Source organism: Arthrobacter sp. D2-10 (genome assembly GCF_054161285.1).
In genome coordinates this window covers 2,819,904-2,841,726 of record NZ_CP096431.1, presented here as the reverse complement: position 1 = coordinate 2,841,726, position 21,823 = coordinate 2,819,904, and the positions used below count along the sequence as shown (strand labels likewise).

19 protein-coding genes are annotated in these 21,823 nt (G+C 65.1%); 13 read left to right on the top strand and 6 right to left on the bottom strand.

The window, feature by feature from the left end:
* From M1D74_RS13305 to M1D74_RS13275, 7 genes are all read left to right on the top strand, one after another.
* Positions 1–708 carry a nucleotide exchange factor GrpE gene (locus M1D74_RS13305; protein WP_458115584.1) on the top strand — a complete coding sequence of 236 codons (708 nt, stop codon included), beginning with the start codon at positions 1–3 and terminating at the stop codon, positions 706–708.
* Between the two features lie 146 nt (positions 709–854).
* Positions 855–1,841 (top strand): DnaJ C-terminal domain-containing protein, encoded by a 987-nt coding sequence (locus M1D74_RS13300; RefSeq protein ID WP_458115583.1) that lies wholly within the window; start codon positions 855–857, stop codon positions 1,839–1,841.
* Between the two features lie 38 nt (positions 1,842–1,879).
* On the top strand, positions 1,880–2,302 hold the full coding sequence (locus M1D74_RS13295; RefSeq protein WP_309071775.1) for a heat shock protein transcriptional repressor HspR: 423 nt from the start codon (positions 1,880–1,882) through the stop codon (positions 2,300–2,302).
* Positions 2,303–2,350: 48 nt separating this feature from the next.
* Positions 2,351–2,956: a hypothetical protein gene (locus M1D74_RS13290; RefSeq protein ID WP_309071776.1), complete on the top strand. Its 606-nt coding sequence runs from the start codon at positions 2,351–2,353 to the stop codon at positions 2,954–2,956.
* Positions 2,957–2,961: 5 nt separating this feature from the next.
* Positions 2,962–3,645 (top strand): PspA/IM30 family protein, encoded by a 684-nt coding sequence (locus tag M1D74_RS13285; RefSeq protein WP_458115582.1) that lies wholly within the window; start codon positions 2,962–2,964, stop codon positions 3,643–3,645.
* 59 nt (positions 3,646–3,704) lie between these two features.
* On the top strand, positions 3,705–4,397 hold the full coding sequence (locus M1D74_RS13280; protein ID WP_458115581.1) for an SDR family NAD(P)-dependent oxidoreductase: 693 nt from the start codon (positions 3,705–3,707) through the stop codon (positions 4,395–4,397).
* Positions 4,398–4,495: 98 nt separating this feature from the next.
* On the top strand, positions 4,496–5,008 hold the full coding sequence (locus M1D74_RS13275) for a DinB family protein (protein WP_458115580.1): 513 nt from the start codon (positions 4,496–4,498) through the stop codon (positions 5,006–5,008).
* Positions 5,009–5,017: 9 nt separating this feature from the next.
* Here M1D74_RS13275 and trmB read toward each other — a convergent pair whose 3' ends face one another.
* On the bottom strand, positions 5,018–5,887 hold the full coding sequence (gene trmB, locus M1D74_RS13270; RefSeq protein WP_458115579.1) for a tRNA (guanosine(46)-N7)-methyltransferase TrmB: 870 nt from the start codon (positions 5,885–5,887) through the stop codon (positions 5,018–5,020).
* 43 nt (positions 5,888–5,930) lie between these two features.
* Positions 5,931–7,166 carry a M20 metallopeptidase family protein gene (locus tag M1D74_RS13265; RefSeq protein ID WP_458115578.1) on the bottom strand — a complete coding sequence of 412 codons (1,236 nt, stop codon included), beginning with the start codon at positions 7,164–7,166 and terminating at the stop codon, positions 5,931–5,933.
* Positions 7,167–7,474: 308 nt separating this feature from the next.
* Between M1D74_RS13265 and M1D74_RS13260 the strand changes: the two genes are divergently transcribed.
* Entirely contained in the window at positions 7,475–9,124 is a 1,650-nt protein-coding gene (locus tag M1D74_RS13260; protein ID WP_458115577.1) for a DEAD/DEAH box helicase, read from the top strand.
* A gap of 70 nt (positions 9,125–9,194) precedes the next feature.
* On the opposite strand, the gene M1D74_RS13255 is transcribed toward M1D74_RS13260, so the two are convergent.
* The gene (locus M1D74_RS13255) at positions 9,195–10,649 is read right to left on the bottom strand and encodes an amino acid permease (protein ID WP_309072111.1); all 1,455 of its coding nucleotides are present in this window, start codon (positions 10,647–10,649) and stop codon (positions 9,195–9,197) included.
* 95 nt (positions 10,650–10,744) lie between these two features.
* Here M1D74_RS13255 and M1D74_RS13250 point away from each other — a divergent pair, with 95 nt between their 5' ends.
* Positions 10,745–11,152, top strand: coding sequence for a YccF domain-containing protein (locus tag M1D74_RS13250; protein WP_458115576.1), 408 nt, complete (start codon positions 10,745–10,747; stop codon positions 11,150–11,152).
* A gap of 15 nt (positions 11,153–11,167) precedes the next feature.
* On the opposite strand, the gene M1D74_RS13245 is transcribed toward M1D74_RS13250, so the two are convergent.
* Entirely contained in the window at positions 11,168–13,138 is a 1,971-nt protein-coding gene (locus tag M1D74_RS13245) for a penicillin-binding transpeptidase domain-containing protein (protein ID WP_458115575.1), read from the bottom strand.
* Positions 13,139–13,239: 101 nt separating this feature from the next.
* On the opposite strand from M1D74_RS13245, the gene M1D74_RS13240 reads away from it, so the two are divergent.
* Positions 13,240–14,238, top strand: coding sequence for an aldo/keto reductase (locus M1D74_RS13240; protein WP_458115574.1), 999 nt, complete (start codon positions 13,240–13,242; stop codon positions 14,236–14,238).
* A gap of 136 nt (positions 14,239–14,374) precedes the next feature.
* Positions 14,375–16,972, top strand: coding sequence for an ATP-dependent chaperone ClpB (gene clpB, locus M1D74_RS13235; protein ID WP_458115573.1), 2,598 nt, complete (start codon positions 14,375–14,377; stop codon positions 16,970–16,972).
* 35 nt (positions 16,973–17,007) lie between these two features.
* Here clpB and M1D74_RS13230 read toward each other — a convergent pair whose 3' ends face one another.
* Complete coding sequence (locus M1D74_RS13230; RefSeq protein ID WP_458115572.1) at positions 17,008–18,489, bottom strand: septum formation family protein; 1,482 nt, start codon at positions 18,487–18,489, stop codon at positions 17,008–17,010.
* Between the two features lie 277 nt (positions 18,490–18,766).
* On the opposite strand from M1D74_RS13230, the gene M1D74_RS13225 reads away from it, so the two are divergent.
* Positions 18,767–18,994 carry a DUF3073 domain-containing protein gene (locus tag M1D74_RS13225; RefSeq protein WP_309070573.1) on the top strand — a complete coding sequence of 76 codons (228 nt, stop codon included), beginning with the start codon at positions 18,767–18,769 and terminating at the stop codon, positions 18,992–18,994.
* Between the two features lie 304 nt (positions 18,995–19,298).
* Here M1D74_RS13225 and M1D74_RS13220 read toward each other — a convergent pair whose 3' ends face one another.
* On the bottom strand, positions 19,299–20,357 hold the full coding sequence (locus M1D74_RS13220) for a LacI family DNA-binding transcriptional regulator (RefSeq protein ID WP_458115571.1): 1,059 nt from the start codon (positions 20,355–20,357) through the stop codon (positions 19,299–19,301).
* Between the two features lie 159 nt (positions 20,358–20,516).
* On the opposite strand from M1D74_RS13220, the gene M1D74_RS13215 reads away from it, so the two are divergent.
* Positions 20,517–21,821: an extracellular solute-binding protein gene (locus tag M1D74_RS13215; protein ID WP_458115570.1), complete on the top strand. Its 1,305-nt coding sequence runs from the start codon at positions 20,517–20,519 to the stop codon at positions 21,819–21,821.
* The last annotated feature ends 2 nt before the right edge of the window (positions 21,822–21,823 follow it).

Sequence of the window (21,823 nt, the reverse complement as noted above, 5' to 3'; positions counted from 1 at the left end):
ATGCCGCACCACGGAAACGAAGAAGAGCACTCAGAGCCAGTCAGCTTCCGCGATAACCGGAAGATCGACCCGGAAACTGGGAAGGTCCGTGGGCAGCAGGACAATTCCGGTTCGGGCTCTCCTGACCAGGCACCCTCTGCGGGTGCCGGGCAGGAGCCCGGCTCAGGAAGCGCTGATGCAGGCGCCCCTGGGATGGCTGCGGATGGTCCCGAAGCCGGTGCTGATGCACTGGCCCAGGCAGAGGCTATCCTCAACGAGGCCGGCGGCGGGGAAGAGATCTCCACGCCTTCCACCGACGTCGAGGCAGAACTTCGGAACGACCTCCTCCGCCTTCAGGCCGAGTACGTCAACTACCGCAAGCGCGTGGAGCGGGATCGCGACGTCGCCCGGGATATGGCAGTGATCGGGGTACTGAACTCGCTCATGCCGGTTCTGGACGACATCGACGCCGCGCGCCAGCACGGTGACCTCGCAGACGGGCCCTTCGCCGCGATCTCCACCAAACTAGAGAACGCCCTGAAGACCTACGGCCTGTCCCGCATCGATGAGACCGGAGTGGAGTTCGACCCGAACATCCATGAGGCACTCATTCAGCAGCCGAGCGCGGACGTGCAGTTCGACAGCGTCAGCCAGATCCTGCGCGCAGGCTACAAGAAGGACGACCGAGTCCTGCGGGCCGCCCAGGTGATCGTCGCAGTACCGGAGTAGTCAGACCGGACGGAGGGAGTCCCCGAGGAAGGCGGCTTTAATATTCCGAAGCGAGCTCTGCGAGTCTCGGAATTTCGTTGCCGCCGTTCGGGGGCTCCCTTCGTCCCCACCCGACAACACGAAGAGTTATAGAGAGGAGGGGTCAGATGGCTAGTCAGGATTGGGTCGACAAGGACTTCTACAAGATCCTTGGTGTGCCCAAGGACGCCTCCGACGCCGACATCAAGAAGGCCTACCGGAAGCTCGCGCGAAAGCACCACCCCGATCAGAACCAGAGCACGGGCGGCTCGGACAAGATGTTCAAGGACATCTCGGAGGCCTATTCGGTGCTGTCCGACCCGGAGGAACGTCAGCAGTACGACGCCATCCGGGCGATGGGCAGTGGAGCCCGCTTCACTGCGGGTGGACCGGGCGGACCGGGCGGCGGCGCCGGGTTTGACGACATGTTCGGCAACCTCTTCGGGCAAACAGCCGGCCGTCAACGCGGCGGTTTCGGCGGCGGCAGCAACCTGCCTCCGGAATTCGCCGATCTGTTCGGCGGCGGCTATTCGTCGGGCGGCGGGTTCCCCGGGTACCAGGCACCGCCCCGCAAGGGCGCGGACCGTACCGCCAGCACCACCATCTCCTTCGCGGGATCCATCCGGGGGACCACCATCGGCCTGCGGGAACCGTCCGGCGAGGTGATCGATGTTCGCGTGCCTGCCGGCATTCGGGACGGCCAGAAGGTCCGGGTCCGCGGGAAGGGACAGACCGGGCCGGCGGGCAACGGCGACCTGATGGTCACGGTGAACGTGAAGCCGCACCCGTTCTTCCAGCGCGACGGCGACAACATCCGGGTGCACGTGCCGGTCACCTTCCCCGAGGCAACCCTCGGAGCGCAGGTGGAGGTGCCCACGCTGGACGGGGAAATGGTGAAGGTCAAAATACCTGCGGGCACACCTTCCGGTCGGACCCTGCGCGTCAAGGGCAGAGGTGTGAAGACGTCCAAGGCAACCGGTGATCTGCTGGTAACCATCGACGTCGTCGTTCCCCAGAACCTCAACAAGGAGGCAGAGGCCGCTGTGGAAGCCTTCGCGAACGCCACGAAGGACGCCGATCCGCGGAACAACCTTGCCGAGAAGGCACGGCTCTAGGGTGTGGAAAATCTAGGCAGCAGAGGGGAGCGACACCAATGTCTGTTGATATGAATATGCCGATCTACGTCATCTCTGTTGCCGCAGAGTTGGCAGACATGCATCCCCAGACTCTGCGCCAGTACGACCGGCTGGGCCTCGTCACTCCCAGCAGGGCACCAGGACGGGCCCGCCGGTACTCCCAGCGTGACGTCAACGTCCTGCGCGAGGTCCAGCGTCTTTCCCAGGAGGGTGTCTCCCTGGAAGGAATCCGGCGCATCCTCGAACTCGAGAATCAGGTGATGGCCCTACAACACCGGGTCAGTGAACTCACTGAGGAGCTGTCACAGCGCCGTAAAGCGGAAACCAGCCGCGTCTTCGCTGCAGGGCTGGCCGGCGACGTCGTCACCCTCGCCCGGGGGCAGCGCCCCCGCCCGCGCAGCCAGGCGCTGATGATCTGGCGCGGAGACCCCTCCCGCTGAGGGCTCCTCACATGGCGCAACGTCCAAATCCACGGCACACTTGTATACATGCCTGAATCAGAGTTCGCTGACGCCGCGGAAGTCCTGCTGGAGGGTGTACTCCAGCTCCTCCTGTTCGGCGGAGCAGTCCTGGGCGTACTGGCGATCGGCGCGGCAACCGGTACCTGGTTGATTGTTCGCCGCATCCGACGCTCAGGAATCCTCCGCCGCCGGATCCAGAGGGGGAGCAGCCGCATTCGGTCCTTCTCCACGGACGCGTCTTCCCGGGAACTCGCGAGGTACCGCCTTCAGCTTGAGCGCTCAACCGACGCCACCCGCCGGTCCCTCTCAGCCGCTATCGCCCAGGGGTCCCCCGCCGGTGCCCTCGCCGCAACCGCCGAAGACCTCACGCGCGCTGAAGCGGTACTCGGTGAACGGATCGCCCTTGCCGAGCGCGAACCCAACAGGGTCCTGCGGGAGGAACTCGCCCGCAGCATCGGATCCGAGGTGGATTCCCTCTGCGATTTGTCAGCACAGCTGCGCCGCACGCTCCTGGAGGTTCACCAGGTCTCGGGCAGCAGGCAGCTTGACCGCGCCACGTCGCGGCTCACCATGGAGATCGGCGCGCTGAAAACCTGGAACGCCGCGTACGGCACCGGCACCCGGCGGGCATAGCCGACGTGTCCGTCCGACGCCGCATCTCACGCATCATTTCCTCACGCCGTAATGCGCAGGAACCCGTCGACCCAATCGCCACGCTCGGGCAATCGCAGCGGCAGCAGGAGGAAAACCTCGACCGGGCACGTCGCAGCGTAGCGGACCTCGCCGCCGTCCGGCACCGGGTGGAGACCCTGACCCGGCAGGCGGCCGCAGACCTCGACGCCTGCAACCGTGAGGCAGAGCGCGCGGTTGCGAACTCGAACGACGACGCTGCGCGTGCAGCCCTGCGCCGGGCGCTGGAGGTGCAGAAGAGGCTCGATACGCTGACCCAACAGCGAGACGACCTCGACCGGCAGTTCCGCTCGCTCGAGGCCGATCTGTACCGTCTGGAAACCTCGCTGCACGAGAATGCGGTCCGATTCGAATCACTGAGGGCGCAGCAAGGGGCTACCCAGGCAGCCCTGGAAGTCCAGGGTGCAGTTTCAGCCTCTGCGGGCAGCAGTGCAGAAACTGCTCGCGCCGCCCGCGAAGCGGAACAGGAAGCCCGGCGTCTGCGGCATCTTCAGGCAGCACAGGAAGAGCTTGCGTGGTCGGATCCCTCGTCACCGAACCTCGAGCGGGCATTCGAAGAACTCGAGGCACGCGACGCTACCGAGCAGCAACTCCGGCAGCTGAAGGGCCGGACCGACCGCGGTAGGCCCTGAAGGGCGTACTGCCGGCGCCCTCCGCGGGACTTGTCGGAGCCGGTTGTTAGGCTCTGGGCATGGATCAGAGCAGCGGTTGCGTTCTTGTCGGCAAACACTTCCTGGTGGTCGGTGCCACCGGCCAGCTCGGTTCGCGCATAGCCCGCGAGCTGAACTCGCGGGGTGCGCGTCTGACGCTCAGCGGACGCGATCGAGGCAAGCTCGATTCGTTGGCAGCGGAGTTGGAAGCAGGTGCCGTTCCAGCGGACCTCACCGCGCCGGCGGGGCCAGGCAGCATCATCGACGCGCTGGGCGACAGCATGCTGGACGGGCTCGTCTACTCGGCGGGTGTGGTGGCGTTCGGCCCCCCTTCAGAGCTTGACGATGACACCCTGGACGAACTGCTCCTGACCAACTTCGTGGGTTACGCCAGGCTGCTCCGCGCTGCGAGTGGACACTTGAACCGAGGAGCGCTGCTGGTTCAGGTCAGCGGCGTCGTCGCCGAGGCTCCTACGGCGGGGATGGCAGCCTACTCCGCGAGCAAGGCGGCGTTGAGTGCCTACGGGAAGGCGGTTGCGCTCGAGCTTCGCCGGAACGGAGTGCGGCTTCTGGACGTCCGTCCTCCGCACACGGAGACCGGCCTGGCGAGTCGGCCGATCGACGGTCAGGCTCCGCGTTTGCCCCAGGGTAAGGATCCGGATGCGGTCGCCCGCCGCATCGTCGACGCAATCACCGCCGGGGAACGGGACCTGCCGGCATCTTCGTTCGTGTGAGAACGGTGCCCCGCTCCAGCACTACTTTGTGGCAATAGTCAGTGGGCTCGCAGGTCATCGGGTGTCAAACCTGCACCTGCACGGATACGCTTCCACCCATGGCGATTCAACCTGACACCAAAGACTGGACGTGGGTCCTTGAGCGGGCTTGCGACGAATGCGGCTTTGACCCCGCTGCTCACCCGCCGGAGAGTATCGCGCAACAGCACCGGGAGGACTTTCCACGCTGGCGGAGTGTGCTCAACCGGGCCGACGTCCGCGAACGTCCGGATGAGAGCACCTGGTCAGCGCTTGAATATGCCGCGCATGTTCGCGATGTGTACGTGCTCTTCACTGAGAGGACGGGACTGATGCTGACCCAGGAGGATCCGCTCTTCGCGGACTGGGATCAGGACCGAACCGCCGACGAGAAGAACTACCCCGGAGAGGATCCTGCCGGAGTGTCACGCGAACTCGTAGCCGCGGGCGAGGACTACGCCGTGCTGCTCGATTCAGTGTCCGACTGGAACCGGCCCGGGCGGCGAAGCAACGGCTCACGCTTCACCATCGGCACCCTCGCACAATATGGACTGCACGACGTCGTCCATCACCTGCACGACGTCCGCGGCTGAGGGCGGGACCTAGGAAACGCGCCGGTAGGTCAGGTCGAAGATCATGCGCCCGGCATCGTGCGCCTTGTTTTCGAAGCTCGTGAGAACGCGACCCTCGAAGCGCGGCGCCCAGCCTCCGAGTGCGTCCTCGCCGTCGTTCACGGAAGCGGTGCCGGCCCGCTCGCGGCCCTCCCGCCGAGGGGTCCCGCCGACCTCGTGCTCAACCCCGCTGGCCCAAACCTGGGTGAGCGGACTGTCCGCACCGGCGCGCTCGCCGTCGTGCAGGTTCTCAAAGAACGGCGAGGCATCAGCCGCTTCACGCATCTGCGCCGCGTAGTCCGACCAGTCCGTGGCGAGGCGCAGGAGGCCGCCGGGCACCAGGACCCGGCCGGCGAGCTCAATGAAGGAATCCTTCACCAGGCGCCGTTTGTGGTGACGCGTCTTGTGCCACGGGTCAGGGAAGAAGACCCACAGCTCAGCGACCGAGGCGGGGCGGATCATCGTGGCCAGTGCTTCTGCGGCGTTCACCTGCGCAACCCGGACGTTCGTGAGCCCGCGCTGATCGATGCGGAGCAGGGTCTGAGCCAGCCCCGGCTTGTAGACCTCGAGGGCAAGGAAGTTGTGTTCCGGCCGCTCGGCGGCGGCATGCGCCACGGCCTCACCCAGGCCAGAGCCCACCTCGACGACAAGCGGCGCATCCCGCCCAAAGGAGGCGGCGGCGTCGTATTCCCAGCTGGGGTCCACTGACGTGTCGGCCGCGGAGTTGCGCGGGACCTCCACCACCAGGCCCTCGGACAATTCCGCCCACGCATCACGACGGCGGCCCTGCAGGCGTGAGCCGCGGCGAACGAACGATACGGGCTGGGCAGGGAAGGGCTGGGATTCAGGCTGCGTACTCATCTCTACAAGCGTAGCGAGGCCCGCCAAGCCGGTTCCTGACCGGTCAGGCTGAGGCGGCGGCCAGCTCCGCGATCCGGGCAACCGCCAGCTGCGTGTAGAGGGCCGTGCCGTCAGCGAGGATGCTGTCGTCGAAGGCGGCATAGGGGGAGTGGTTGAACGCCGTCCCCGCCGGATCAACACCGGGTTTCACCGCCGAGAGGAACACGAAGCTTCCGGGCACGGCCGCCAGGACCCTCGAGAAGTCTTCTGAGCCGCTGAGCGGGTTCATCATCCGGGTGTACCGCTCATCGCCGAACAGCTCATGCACGTTCTTCTCAAGGTTGGACGTTTCACCCTCGTCGGTGACGGTCAGCGGATACTCCGTCTCATAGTCGACCGTCGCGTACAGGCCGTGCGCTTCCGCGATGCCATTGACCAGGCGGGGAATCGCTGTGCGCATGAGGTCCCGGTTCTGTTCCGAGAATGTGCGGATCGTAGCTTCGATGCGCGCCGATTCGGGAATGATGTTGCGCTTGGTGCCCGCCTGCAGGAGCCCTACTGTCAGCACCACAGGGTCGAACATATCGAACTGCCGCGTGATCATCGTCTGCAGGCTCGTCACGATCTCCGCGGCCACGGTCACGGGGTCCTTCGCGCGGTGGGGAGCGGAACCGTGGCCGCCCGCGCCGTGAACTGTGATGTACAGGGCGTCGGAGGCGGACATCAGTGTGCCCGACCGGCTGGCGAAAAGCCCGTTCGGCAGCATCGAGGACACAACGTGGATTCCGTATGCCGCATCCGGCCGCCGCCCGGCGGCCTCCAGGACACCTTCACGGATCATCACCCCCGCACCGTCAAACCCTTCCTCGCCGGGCTGGAACATCAGTACGACGTCGCCTGCCAGCTGGTCCCGCCGGTCAGCCAGGAGCCGGGCGGCCCCGGCGAGCATCGCCGTGTGCAGGTCATGGCCGCAGGCATGCATGGCACCGTCAATTCGAGACGAGTAGTCGACGCCGGTCTGCTCCTGAACCGGCAGCGCGTCCATGTCGCCGCGCAGGAGAACTACGGGCTTGCGGGCTGCGGAGGACGGCGCCGTTCCGCGCAGTACTGCGGTCACCGACGTCGTGTCCTTGCCGACGCTCACTTCGTAGGGAAGCCCGTCGAGGGCCTCCAGCACCTTTTCCTGGGTACGGGGGAGGTGCAGGCCGATCTCCGGCTCCCGGTGGAGCTTGTGGCGTAACTCCGTGACCTCCTCGGAAATGTCTGCGGCGTGCGAGCGGATGGCGGCGGCGGTGGACATGGCTTCTCCTGGGGTGCGGGGTTTTGGTGCAGCTCGCATGGTGGGCTTGCTCACACTCACCCCATCCTCACCAACGTGCGTCAGGAGCGCAACCGGACCACTGCTAGACTTGAGGCACTTGCTTGCGGCACATGGTGCCTCTTCCTCCGGAAGGCTTCCGCCGCAGCCTGCGTCGATGAACGCATTCTTTTGTCCCGCGCTATCTCCCATGATCGTGAGAGCGGTTGACACTGTCTGACTTTCCTTCGGCGGACTCTGGGCATCAACCGATGCGCAGGGAAGATGAGAAGAAAGTTCGTGTACTTTACATGACTACCTTTGCTGCGCTTGGCGTGCCCACAGCGCTGGTCCGTTCCCTCACCGATCAGGGAATCACCGAACCGTTCCCCATCCAGGTCAAGACCCTTCCTGACACCCTCGCGGGTCGGGACGTGCTTGGCCGCGGCCGTACCGGCTCCGGCAAGACGCTTGCGTTCACCCTGCCGATGGTGGCCCGCCTCGCCGAGCGTGAAGCCGCCTACCGCCGCAAGCCCGGCCGCCCGCTGGCTCTCGTCCTTGCTCCGACGCGTGAACTCGCAACGCAGATCAATGCCACCGTAGAGCCGCTGGCCGCTGAACTCGGCCTCAACACCACCGTCATCTACGGCGGTGTATCCCAGGCACGCCAGGAGAAGGCGCTGCGCGCCGGCGTCGATATTGTCATCGCCTGCCCGGGCCGTCTTGAAGACCTGATGCGCCAGAAGCTGGTGACCCTCGAATCGGTCGAGATCACTGTGCTCGACGAGGCCGACCACATGGCGGATCTCGGCTTCCTGCCCGTGGTGAAGCGCATTCTCGACACCACACCCACCGAGGGGCAGCGCATGCTGTTCTCCGCCACCCTGGACAACGGCGTGGACAAGATCGTGCAGCGGTACCTGTCCAACCCGCTGACCCACTCCGTGGACACCCCTCAGGCATCGGTCACCACGATGGAGCACCACGTGCTGCTCATCGGCGATCAGACCCAGAAGAAGCAGCTCATCGTCCAGCTCGCCTCCGGTAAGGGCAAGCGCGTCCTCTTCATGCGCACCAAGCACCATGCCCGCAAGCTCGCGAAGACCCTGACCGACGCCGGAATTCCCGCCGTCGACCTTCACGGCAACCTCTCGCAGAACGCCCGGGACCGCAACCTGGCGGAGTTCTCGACCGGTGACGTGCGCGTCCTCGTCGCCACCGACGTCGCCGCGCGCGGTGTCCACGTCGACGACGTCGAGCTCGTGGTTCACGTGGACCCTCCCACGGAGCACAAGGCCTATTTGCACCGCTCCGGCCGTACGGCCCGCGCGGGTTCCGACGGCACCGTCGTGACCATCACGTTGCCCGAGCAGAAGAGCGAAGTTCAGAAGCTCATGAAGGCCGCCGGCGTGAACGTCGGGTTCGAGAACGTCACCGCGACGTCCCCGTTGATCGGCAAGCTCATCGGTGACGTAGCGGAGAAGGTTGATCCCCGCACCCGGGCGGCTCTCCTCGCACAGCGCGAGAACGCCGGGGGCGGCACCTCCACCGGAGCGAACGCCGAGCGCAAGCGCGCCCGTCGCGCTGCCCCCGCTGCCGGAGGCCGCGGCGGCCGTGGCGGTCGCGGGCGTGTTGCCGCGGAGCCTCAGGGCAACCGGGCAGAGCGCCGCAAGGACCAGCCGCAGGCACCCCGCTTCGGTGGTGACAGCGACCGTCGTCGTTCCGGTGAAGGTGCAGCACCAGGCACCAGCCGCCCTCGCAGGGCACGCTCCGGGGATGTCGCCGCGCACAGCGCCGCCGGCACCCGCGGCTCCCAGGGCAAGGCTCCGGCCGGTTCCGGGCAGCGCAGCTCCGGCCAGCGGGCATCGGCGCCGTCGTCCTCGGGCCGCCCCTCCGGCAACCGCGGAGCGGGTTCCCGCAGGGCCAGCGCCCCGGCGTCGAACGAACGGCGCGGCCGCTAACTGAAGCCAGACTCAGCACTGCCCACCGACCGAATACGGTCGGTGGGCAGTGCTGTTTCTGGAGCTTCGTCTAGCCCTCCTCGGTATGGATCACTTCCTGGTAGCGGGGGCTGCGAGGATCCATCACCGAGTTCTTTCTGCTGTAGGCGAAGTAGATCACGAGGCCGATCAGGAGCCAGACGCCGAACCGCATCCAGGTCTCCGGCTCCAGCTGGAGGATCAGGAACAGCGAGGAGAGCACTCCGAAGGCCGGGATCCACGGCATCAGCGGCAGTCGGAAGGTCCGGGGCTGTTCCGGCCGCTTGTAGCGCAGGACGATCACCGCGACGCACACCACCACGAACGCGGCGAGGATCCCAATGTTCGTCAGATCCGCGATGAGGCGGATGGGAAAGACGCCGGCGAGGAAGGCCGAGGCAATACCGGCGATCCAGGTCACCCGCTGCGGAGTGCCATGGCGATCGGTGCCTGAGAACCAGCGGGGGAGGAGTCCGTCCCGGCTCATGGAGAACCAGACACGGGTGACGCCGAGCAGGAAGGTGAGCATCACTGTCAGGATCGAGAGAACCGCGAAGGCCGAGATGATGGTGGCGATGACCGGCAGGCCCACCGACTGGAAGGCGACCGCGAACGCCGCGTTGGTGTCCAGCTCTTCCCAGTTCTGCATCCCGGTCAGCACGAGCGTAGCCAGGACGTACAGGGTCATGGCGATGGCCAGGGACAGCAGGATCGCTTTCGGCATGTGTTTCTTGCCGTCCTCGGCTTCCTCAGCGGCGGTACTCATGGCGTCGTACCCGAACACCGCGAAGAAAACTACTGCCGCGCCGGTGAACACCGCACCGAACCCATTGGGCATGAACGGCGAGTAGTTGTCAGCGCTGACGTAGAAGAACCCGAGGCCGATGATGAACAGGATCAGCAGGATCTTGATCGCCACCGCGACAAGCTCGAATCTGCCGAAGGTCTTCGTTCCACGGCTCAGGATGAAGGTGATGAACAGGCAGACGATGATGGCCGGCAGGTTCACCAGGCCGCCCTCGACGACGTCTGCCGTCCCCTGGATAGCCACCGGAATTTCGATTCCAATGCCGGCCATGAACTCGGTGAAGTAACCGGAGATGCCGATGGCTACCACCGCGACGATCGCAATGTACTCGAGGAGCAGATCCCACCCGATGAACCATCCGATGATCTCACCGAGCGCAACGTACCCGTAGGTATACGCCGAGCCCGCCCGTGGAATCATCCCCGCGAATTCGGCGTAGGACAGGGCAGCGGCGGCGCTGGCAAGACCTGCCACGAGGAAGGAGATCAGGACGGCGGGACCGGCACCCTCACCACCCTCCTGCCCGCTGGCAACCAGGCCCGCAAGCGTGAAGATGCCGATGCCGATGATGCCGCCGACACCGATGGCCGTCAGCTGCCACAGCCCGAGGCTCTTGAACAGTCCGCTCTTCTCGGCCTCGTCGTCCATCTGGGCGATGGACTTGCGTCGCATGATCGAGTGTTCGTTCTGCGGGGCCATGGCGTCCCCTTTCCTGCCGGTCTTCGCGCCGGTACGGGATGCAGTCAGGGTCATCCCTCATGCCGATCGACGCCGATGTTGGGAAGAATAGACCCATGACTGCACTCTTGAACATCATTTGGCTTATATTCGGCGGGGTGTGGCTGGCGATCGGGTATTTCCTCGCCGGCATAGTGTGCTGCCTGCTGATTGTGACGATCCCCTTTGGGATAGCGTCGTTCCGCATCGGTGCCTACGCGCTCTGGCCCTTCGGCCGGTCAGTGGCGGACCGGGGAGGACGCACCTACTTCTTCTCCACGGTAGGCAACGTCATCTGGCTGGTGGTCGCTGGAATCTGGATCGCAATCGGCCATCTGCTCACGTCCATCCCGATGTTCCTCAGCATCATCGGCATACCGCTGGGAATTGCGAACATCAAGCTCATCCCGGTTTCCCTGATGCCGCTGGGCAAGGAGATCGTTCCGACGTCGGGCACCCGCTACCCGCAGCAGTTGCGCTACTGACCGGTTCCCGGCCGGTTACTCACCGGCTGCCCCGCGCAGGAACTCCTCCATGAGCGGCCCGCCGGAAATGGATCCGCGCTCGCCTTCCTCGACGAACACGGCAACAGCCAGGTCACCCTGAAGAGCCACCACCCAGGCATGGGTCCGCGGCGGGTCTTCCGTCCCGAACTCCGCCGTGCCGGTCTTGGCGAGGACCGGCTCCCCGGGGATGTCGGCGAGCAGCTTCGCGCCTCCTACGGTGACGACGGCGGCCATCATCTCCCGCAGCGCGGCCGCCTCCTCCGCGGTCAGGTTGCTCGGCGCCGGCGCTTCCTGGGTTTCGTTCCCTGCACCTTCAGTTCCTTCCGCGGTGGGCTCGGCAGAAGCCGACGACGACGGCGCCGCATTCTCTCCGCCGCCGCCCAGGAGCGTAGGAGCAACCCGTTCCCCGGCTCCCACGGATGCAGCCATGATGGCCAGCGACAAGGGGGACACCAGGAGCTCACCCTGCCCGATCATCGACGCTGCGTGAGTAGTTCCGTCGGCTTCTGCAGGGACCGACCCGAAGAACGCCGGCGTGCCGATGGGGACGTCGACCCCAATACCGAGATCCGCCGCAGCCGATGCGAGCGCCTCCTGCGAAACGACGTCGCGCTGCGAGATGAAGCCGGTATTACAGGATTGAGCCAGCGCCTGCAGGAGCGGAATCTCGCCGGTGAACTGCACCGGGTATCCGGGGACGTTGTTGAATGCGCGGCCGTCCACTACCAGCTCTTCGGGACAGCTCGTGGTCGAATCGGGGGTGAAGCCGTTCTTGAGCAGGGCGAGGGAGGTCGCTACCTTGAAGGTCGATCCGGGCGGATACTGCCCGAGCAGCGCCGTCTGCAGGCCCTCACTTCCCGGGCCGTTTGCGGCCGCCAGGATTGCGCCGCTTGAAGGCCGGATGGCAACGATGGAGGAAGCGGATTCTTCTTCCGCCAGAACCTCTTCCGCAAGGGTCTGCAATGCCGGATCGAGAGTGAGTTCCAGGGGTTCTCCGGGAACAGGATCTTTCTCGAAGAGAACCTCGCGCGTGCGTGTTTCGCCCTCTCCCGTCACGGCCTCGATGACCATGCCCGGTGTTCCTGCCAATTGCTCGTCATACTGCAGTTGTATTCCGGACAGCCCGGCTGTGTCACCAGCCTCCAACCGTCCGTCCGACTGCTCCACCAGCTCCGCGGTCACCTGGCCCACTGAGCCCAGCAGCTCGCGCGCGAAGGTGCGTGTGGGAGCCAGGGACATAGTGTCCGGGATTCCGGTTGCCCCAGGAATGGCATTGATCTGGTCGTCGGAGACAGGGCGGTCCTCGTTGTCCCGAAGAACGATCGCCTCGACGAACGCCTCCCCGCCGGCGCCTGCCACCTGCTCGACGTAAGCTGCGGGATCGATGCCCACAAGGTCCGCCAGGGCTGTGGCAGAAGCCTCGAGCTCAGCCGCTTCAACGCGGGTCTTGTCGATGCCCACGCGGATGACGGGACGCTCCGTCACCAGCACTTCCCCGCCTGCCCCCAGGATTTCTGCCCGCTCGGAGGCAGTGCGGGATACGGCGAGCGTGGCATCCTCGGTCAGCCCGTTGACCGCCACACCGGGCGTCCAACCAACTTGCCATGCATCGTCGACCTTGGTCAGCTCCGCTGTGGTGGTGTATGTCCAGTCGGTGTCGCCGGCATCGACGTCCCACGCGTGGTTGAGCTGTGCCGTCGCTGTGTCCTCACCTGTGGATTCCACTGAGGCAACCGTGACGGTGGGTGAAACCGGGTCAAGGGGAGCAGCGAGCTCCTCGAGCTGCGCAGTGGCTTCCTCCGGGGACACGGACGTGAAAGCAACGCCGCTCAGGTCGCCGCTGGTGAGTCCCTCAGCAAGGCTGGCGGCCGCGTCTTCGGCAGTAGGCCCGTCTGAAGTGCAGGCCGTAAGCGTCAGCGCCAGGCCGGCGATTGTCAGGACAGCGGTGATGTCGGTTCTCCCCATGGGCTCCATTATCGCGCATGGCGTTCCCCTGCGTTGCCCGCTTTTCACCACTTGAATCAGGTACTCGTCCGGCGGAAGCCCACAGGAATACCATCAAGACCATGACCCTCAACCGAATCGAACTGGCCAATGGCTTTACCGTGAGTGCCCAGGGCTTCGGCGGAATGGCGCTGACCGAGGTGTATGGCGGCCTGGACCGCAAAGCTGCCCTGGAAACCCTCCACCACGCCGTGGATGCGGGGGTGACTTTCATTGATACGGCGGATATCTACGGCGGAGGCAGCAACGAGGAACTGGTGGGTGAATTGTTGTCGACCCGGCGGGAGGAGGTCGAGCTAGCTACCAAGTTCGGCATCCAAGGGAGCCCCGCGGCCGGTTATTCCGGGGTTCGCGGTGATGCCGGGTACGTACGAAGTGCGGCGGAGGCGAGCCTGCGGCGCCTGGGAACGGACGTCATCGATCTCTACTACATGCACCGGCGGGACACCTCGGTGCCCATTGAGGAAACGGTCGGCGCCATGGCAGAGCTCGTGGCCGCCGGCAAGGTGCGTTTCCTCGGCCTGTCCGAGGTCACCGCGGACGAACTTGCCGCTGCCCATGCTGTCCATCCCATTGCCGCCGTGCAGAGCGAGTGGTCGATCTGGAGCCGGGATGTTGAAGGACGCGTGGTGCCCGCAGCCGCCGAACTAGGTGTCGGATTCGTGCCCTACTCGCCGCTTGGCCGGGGTTTCCTGACCGGGACCGTGCAGGCGCAGTCGTTGTCCGAGGGTGACTTCCGCCATCGGGTGCCCAGGTTCAGCGCAGACGCCCTGCAGGCCAATGCCGCGGTGGTGGAAGCTGTGCAGTCGGTGGCCGCCGCAGCGGGTGCCACCGCCGCCCAGGTGGCGCTCGCCTGGCTGGCAGTGCAGGGCACGAAGTTCGGTTTGCCCGTGGTGCCGATTCCCGGCACCCGCAGGCCGGAGCGCATCGACGAGAACGTAGGCGCCGCCTCGATCACGCTTTCTGAATCTGACTGTGACGTGCTGGACGCGGCCGCCGACCTCGTGGTGGGGGAGCGAAGCGCTGATCCGAACTGGGTGTCGAAAGGCAGGGAAGCCTGAGCCCCACCGCGGCATGATCAGGTTCGCCTGAAGTGAAAAACAGCCCGGTTGCCTACAGGACTAAAGTTGAGCGTAGTACACTCAACTTAGTCATAAATTCTGCTGTTAGTCGTCATTCCACTGCAGGGAGGCCAGCATGGACACCAAATTCACCACCAAAAGCCAGGAAGCCCTGTCCGCTTCCGCCATGAATGCCTCCACCGCGGGCAACCCCCAGGTGGAGCCGGCCCATACGCTGAAAGCGCTGATGGACCAGCGTGACGGCGTTGCCGTGGCTCTGCTGTCGGCAACAGGTGTCAGCGCGGACAGCGTGAGCGTTAAGGCAAGCGCGGCGATCAAGGCGCTTCCGTCGTCGTCGGGTTCTTCCGTGGCTCAGGCCCAGTTCTCGCGGCCAATGCTGCAGGTGATTACCGCCGCGCAGCAAGAGGCCGAGTCGCTGGGCGATTCCTACGTCTCCACCGAACACCTCCTGCTCGGCATCGCCGCTGATTCAGGTGCCGCAGGCAGGATCCTGCGTGAGGAAGGTGCCTCCCGCGAGGCGCTCCTCGCCGCGCTTCCCGGAGTGCGGGGGGACCGGCGGGTCACCAGCCCCGATCCGGAGAACACCTTCCAGGCCCTGGAGAAGTTTGGCGTGGACCTGACGGAGATCGCCCGCTCCGGCAAGCTGGATCCGGTGATCGGCCGTGACACGGAAATTCGGCGCGTGGTGCAGGTGCTCTCGCGCCGTACCAAGAACAACCCTGTGCTGATCGGTGAACCCGGTGTCGGTAAGACCGCCGTCGTGGAGGGCCTCGCCCAGCGCATGGTCGCCGGGGATGTGCCGGAGTCCCTGCGCGGGAAGACCCTCATCAGCCTGGATCTCGGCTCGATGATTGCGGGAGCCAAGTACCGCGGCGAATTCGAGGAACGGCTCAAGGCAGTGCTTGAGGAGATCAAGGCGTCCAACGGTCAGATTGTCACCTTCATCGATGAGCTGCACACCGTCGTGGGGGCCGGCGCCTCGGAGGGCTCCATGGACGCCGGTAACATGCTCAAGCCCATGCTCGCCCGCGGCGAGCTGCGCCTGATCGGCGCTACGACCCTCGACGAGTACCGCGAGAACATCGAAAAGGACGCGGCGCTGGAACGCCGGTTCCAGCAGGTTTATGTCGGGGAGCCCAGCGTTCAGGACACCATTGGCATTCTCCGTGGGCTCAAGGAGCGCTACGAGGCCCACCACAAGGTATCCATCGCCGACTCGGCACTCGTGGCCGCAGCCACGCTGTCCAACCGCTACATCACCGGGCGGCAGCTCCCGGACAAGGCAATCGACCTGGTGGACGAGGCCGCGTCCCGGCTGCGGATGGAGATTGACTCCGCGCCGGAGGAGATCGACCAGCTACGCCGCGCCGTCGACCGGTTGACCATGGAAGAGTTGGCCCTCGAAGGGGAAACCGATGAAGCGTCCGTGGAGCGCCTTGAGGCGCTGCGCGCCGACATGGCTGACCGCAAGGAACAGCTTGCCGCGCTGAACGCGCGCTGGGAGGCGGAGAAGGCTGGTCTGAACCGGGTGGGCGACCTGAAGGCGTCGCTGGATGAGCTGCGATCGCAGGCTGACCGGGCACAGCGTGATGGTGACCTGGAGACAGCTTCCCGCATTCTCTACGGCGAGATCCCGCACGTGCAGCGCGAGCTCGAGGCCGCCCAGGCTGAGGAGCAAGGATCTGCTGATTCACCCGAGCTGATGGTCGCGGAAGAGGTCACCGCGTCGGACATCGCGGAGGTCATCTCGGCGTGGACGGGCATTCCTGCCGGCCGGATGCTGCAGGGCGAGAGCCAGAAGCTGCTGCACATGGAGGAGAACCTCGGAAACCGCCTGATCGGCCAGAAGAAGGCAGTAGCGTCCGTCTCCGACGCCGTCCGGCGTGCCCGCGCAGGTATCTCGGATCCGGACCGACCCACCGGTTCCTTCCTGTTCCTTGGCCCCACCGGCGTCGGCAAGACCGAGCTTGCCAAGGCGCTCGCGGACTTCCTGTTCGATGATGAGCGCGCCATGATCCGCATCGATATGTCGGAGTACTCGGAGAAGCATGCAGTGGCGCGGCTGGTGGGTGCACCTCCCGGCTACGTCGGGTACGAGGAAGGCGGTCAGCTCACAGAGGTGGTGAGGCGCCGTCCGTACAGCGTGGTGCTGCTTGATGAGGTTGAGAAGGCGCATCCGGAGGCTTTTGACATCCTCCTGCAGGTGCTCGACGACGGTCGGCTCACCGATGGCCAGGGCCGGACCGTGGACTTCCGCAACGTCATCCTCGTGATGACGTCCAACCTCGGATCCCAGTTCCTGGTCGACCCGACGCTGGACGAGTCTGCCCGCAGGGATGCGGTCATGTCGGTGGTGAACGTCAGCTTCAAGCCCGAGTTCCTCAACCGGCTCGACGACGTCATCATGTTCGATGCGCTGAGCATTGAGGAGCTCTCACGGATCGTGGACCTGCAGGTACAGTCCCTTGCCGCCCGACTCCAGGAGCGCCGGCTCACGCTCGACGTCACGGACGCCGCGCGGGAGTGGCTTGCGCTCACCGGTTTCGATCCGGCGTACGGCGCCCGGCCGCTTCGCCGACTGGTCCAGCGTGAGATCGGAGACCGCCTTGCCCGAGGTTTGCTGTCCGGCGCAATCAACGACGGCGACAAGGTGCGCGTTGATCGGGCCGCTGACAGCACCGAGGGCCTCGCTGTCGCAAGCGTCACCGCGTAGCCGCGGGCACTCCTCGCGGAGCGGCCCGCAACGGGCTACTCCGCGAGGAGGCTGTCCGTGATGACGTTCCCCTCGTCAGAAACCACGAAGCAGTCGATACGCCGGTCACCGTCCGCCCAGGTGCCCGTGGTGGGAGTGACCTGGGTGAGCGTGAGGTTCGGGAAATCTGCCGCCGCGTTCTGGTCGATCGGCACCGAGTTGCACAGTTCATCGCCGCTCGCATTCAGTGCGGCTTCCCCGGGGAAGTCCGCATCATCAGGCAGGCTGGTGGTCGCGAGCAGCTGGGCGTTGTGGGGTGTGGTGCAGGTGACGGTCGTGACGTCCGCACTGACATCTGCCGCGTCGAAACCCAGAACGCAGGCGCCCGACTCAAGGTCAAGCGGTGAGATGTTTTCCGCAATGATTCCGTCAGCGCCCGGGGTGGTGCTGGAGGATGCCTCGGCGCCCGGGTCATCGGACCGCAGCGCATTGACGATGTTCATGATGGCGAAGATCAGCAGGGCTAACACCGCAAGGCCGACTACACCGAGAGTAATCAACAACTTCCGGTTGGATCGGCGGGGGGCGCTTCTCGCGGCTCGCGCACGGATGCGGGTGGGCACGGCCTCGTCCGGGCCGGCGGGCGGAAGACCGTAGGGTCCGCCAACCGGCGATGCCGCCATTCCCGGGGCGTGCTCGGAGGGAGGCGGGGTAGGAGCTGCCCAGGGTGCGTCCGGAGCGGCTGACGTCCAGGGTGCGTCGGGAGCAGCGGCCGATGGGGGCCCCTCCGGCTCAAGCTTCTGGGCTTCGGGGGGCGTCTCTGGTTCGGACGTATCGTCGGGATCCGAGGGAGCATCCGGATGGGCCGGTTCTCCCGCGGCTGGGGACTGACCGACCTCGAACAGCTCATCCCAGCGGGACTGATCGGCGTTCTGCCCGATCCAGGTGGGTGCGTCGCCCGCGGCATAGCTCGTCAGCCCCTGGCCGGCGGTGTGATCGGCGGGGGTCTCGGCGGCGTCGGAAGCGTCGCTCGAACCGTGTGCCACGTCTGAGCCCTCCCCGTCTGTGGCTGCCTCTGGTGCGGAATCGTGCGGCACGGGAACGTTTGGTGCGACGAGGGGTGTCGGCTCGGCCGACTCCTGCGGCTCGCGCGCCGCATCCCCGGCAGCATCGCCCGCAGCGCCGCCGGCGGGTGCAGTGCCCGCTGGTGCCGCAGCCTCAGCCGGGTCATTGGCGGGTCGAGGGCCACTGATCAGGGTGCCGACGTTTTCGGCTTCCCTGGCAACAGACTCGGCCTCAGCTGCGGCTTCGTCCAGGGAGGCGGCTTCGGCGGCGTCGTCGCTGATTTCGGCCGCCCCAAGGGAAGGTTCGGTCAGACGGACCTCATCGGCGGAGGTGCTGAGGGTCGGCTCGACGGCGTCGTCGGACACATCGGGGTCGGAGAGGCGGACCTCCTCGGCCTTGAGCAATTCCGGCTCCGGTACCGGCGGCTCCGGTGCGGAATCGCCGTCCTCCGGCTTGTCCGGCTGATCGCTCATAGAGAACTGCCCCCTCGCGTGCCCACCACTGCGGTGGGCTGACATCTGGTCCAAATCACCCCACGACTCTAGCCAACAATGGTACTTTCCCGCATGGCGTGCGCCGATCCTGTGACATGTTGCGGGAACCGCGCGGGCGGTCCGGGCGTTGGCGCCTGAGAAACCATGTAATCTATACGTACGACACATTGACCGGATACTCCGGGGCCTCGCTCCACCTTTATTTCCAAGGCCAAAGCGACCACCTCCGGATCGACGCACAAAAGGGGGTCACGCCATGGGGCGCGGCCGTCAGAAGGCGAAAGCCACCAAGCAGGCACGGGACATGAAGTACTTCAGCCCGGCCACAGACTACTCGGCGCTGCAGCGTGAGCTCACAGGCCCCGGTAGTCGCGCCTCACGCCATGATGATCCGGTTGAGCCGGATTATTCGGCGTACGAGGATAAATACGCAGACCAGTTTGATGATGAAGAGGACGACGGCGGCACTCGCCGCATCGGATAACCCGCCTTTTCACTGGGGCTGTAGTCCCGCACGATACGTTGAGAACCAGCGGCCACGGCAGGCAATGTCAGGCCGCTGGTTCTTGTTGTACCTAAAACGCCTTTCCCGTGCGGCCCTGAAGGTAAAACCGCGGATGAACTCCTGGTCGAAGCGACCAGAAGCCGGAGCCCACGACATGGGCTCTTACTTTTCACCCGGCGATGGCAGGGTGATGGCAGGCGCATTGCCGTACCATCGTGCCCGTCCTGCGGGTCCAAGCCGGGCACGATGGTACCGAAGCCTTTGCGGAAATGTCCGCTCCAGTTCAGCGCCGGAGACGGCTTCCGGACAGCTCTCGCGAGTTCCGCTCCAGCGGAGCAGCCGTACTCTGGCGCACCACCAGACTGGTGGCAAGATCCAGCCTCAGGTTGTTGGGGCGTTCCCCCTCGCGGAGGCGTAAGACCATCCGGGTGGCTTCCTCCGCCATTTGAATAAGCGGCTGGTGAATCGTGGTGAGGGCTGGACTGGACCATCTGGCGAGTTGAAGGTCGTCGTAGCCCACTATGGAGAGTTCCTCGGGAACGCGCAGGCCGATCTGGCGCGCGGCGTCCAGGACGCCTAGGGCCTGAAGGTCGCTGCCGGCGAAAATGGCCGTAGGCGGCGCAGCGCTGCTGAGCAGCTCGAGCGCGTGATCGCGTCCGCCGTCGACATGGAAATTGCCGTAACGGACGAAACCGGCCTCGATCGGCAGCGAGGCCATGTTCATTGCCGAGCGGTAGCCGTCCACACGGGCGAGCGAGCACATCATGTCTTCAGGACCGCTGATTACAGCCACACGGGAGTGCCCCAGTTCGATCAGGTGGCGGGTAGCCATCATGCCCCCTGCCCAGTTTGCTGAGCCAACGGACGGAACATCGGGTGAAGGATCCCCCGCGGGATCGATGATGACAAAGGGAATTCCCCGGGCATCCAGCTTCTGGCGGAAGTCGCGGGGGAGATCTGAGAAGACAAGCACTACTCCGGCGGGACGCCGCGCCATGACGCCCTCAATCCAGTCCGTACCGGGTGAGTGCCGTGTTCCTGTCTCTGTAAGGACGACGCTCATGCCGTGCTCTCGCGCAACGTTCTCGACGCCACGAATCAGCTCAAGGGCCCAGGCGCTCTCTAGCTCGTGGAAGACCAACTCCACAAGTCCGGCTCTGACGTTGGAGGACTGGCGCCGCCGGTAACCGTGGCACTCCAGGAGCTCCTCCACTTTCGCGCGAGTTTTCGCGGAGACATCTGAGCGCCCATTGAGCACCTTGGAGATTGTGGCAAGTGATACTCCCGCCTCCGAGGCTAATTGAGCCAGTGTTACCCGTGGGTCCTCCGCGCCGTTCGACATGGTGACAGCATACAGGGAGCGAAAGTTTTCGAAAGGCGTCGCCCGGCGTCAATGTGACGCGTCACACTTTTCCTGCTTGCGCATCCCGTAAAGCGATCTATACACTCAACTCATCATGCAAATTTCGATGAAAACATCGAAACTTTCGAGAGGCGTTCGATGAAGAACAACCGAACCTGGATGGCACGGGGTCTAGCAGGGACCGCTACCGTGATGCTGGGACTGACACTGGCGGGATGCGGCGGAGGGGGCGGCGACGCTTCCAACCGGCCCGAAGGCGAGCTGCACCTTGCCGTCTATGGAGACGCCGGTAATACGGTGGAACAGGCAATGGTCGACAAGTTCAACGAGACGTCCGACGTCAAAATCGTACTCGACACCATTCCCGGAGCCGATTACCAGACCAAGCTTCAAACAATTATCGATACCGAGTCTGCTCCGGACATCTTTTTCAACTGGGGCGGAGGAAGTATCGCCAACTTCGTGGATGCCGGCCTTGTTCTGCCGCTCGACGAATACATCGAGCAAGATCCGCAGCTCAAGGAAGCCTTCCTGCCCTCGGTCTTCGAAACGGCAACGGTGGACGGCAAGGCCTACGGCGTGCCGATGCGCGGCACGCAGCCGGTGATGCTGTTCAACAACTCCGAAGTACTTAAGGAAGCAGGCATCGATGCCCCCCCGGCCACCTGGGATGAGTTGCTGGACGCCGTCGAGAAGCTGAAAGCCATTGGAGTCACGCCGATCGCGCTTGGCGGCGCGGACCAGTGGCCAACCCAGATGTGGTTCCAGTACGTCTTTGACCGCGTGGCAGGGGAGGACCTGTTTCAAAAGGCAATCGACGGCGACACCAGCGTGTGGGAATCCGAGGAGAGCCGCAAGGCGCTGGGCATGCTCCGCGAACTGGTGGATGCAGGTGCTTTCGGCACCAACTTCGACTCCGTCAAATTCACCGACGGTGGATCTCCCACCCTGCTCTCCAGCGGCCGTGCAGGTTTCGAATTGATGGGATCTTGGGCCTACGCCACGCATCAGGACTCCGACCCTGCGTTCGCCGAAGAGGTACTCGGATACAGCGAGTTCCCCGCCATTGAGAGTGGCGAGGGAGACCCCCATAACCTGGCCGGCAACACCAACAACTTCTACTCGATCCACAAGAACACCCGTTACCCGGATGAAGCTGCCGAATTCCTCAAGTTGATGTACTCGGACGAGTTTGTGCAGCAGCAGGTTGGAATCGGAAACCTTCCCACCACAACCAACACGGAGCAGTTCCTCGACCAGGCGGCGGATCCCGAGTTCGCCAAGTACCAGTTCGACCTGGTGCAGAACGCGCCGCACTTCCAGCTCTCCTGGGACCAGGCGTACCCGCCCGAGGCAACCGTAACCATCCACACTGCCGTTTCGCAGTTCTTCAGCGGCCAGATCGATGAAGACGGCTTCATCCAGGCCATGCAGAGTTTGTAGGA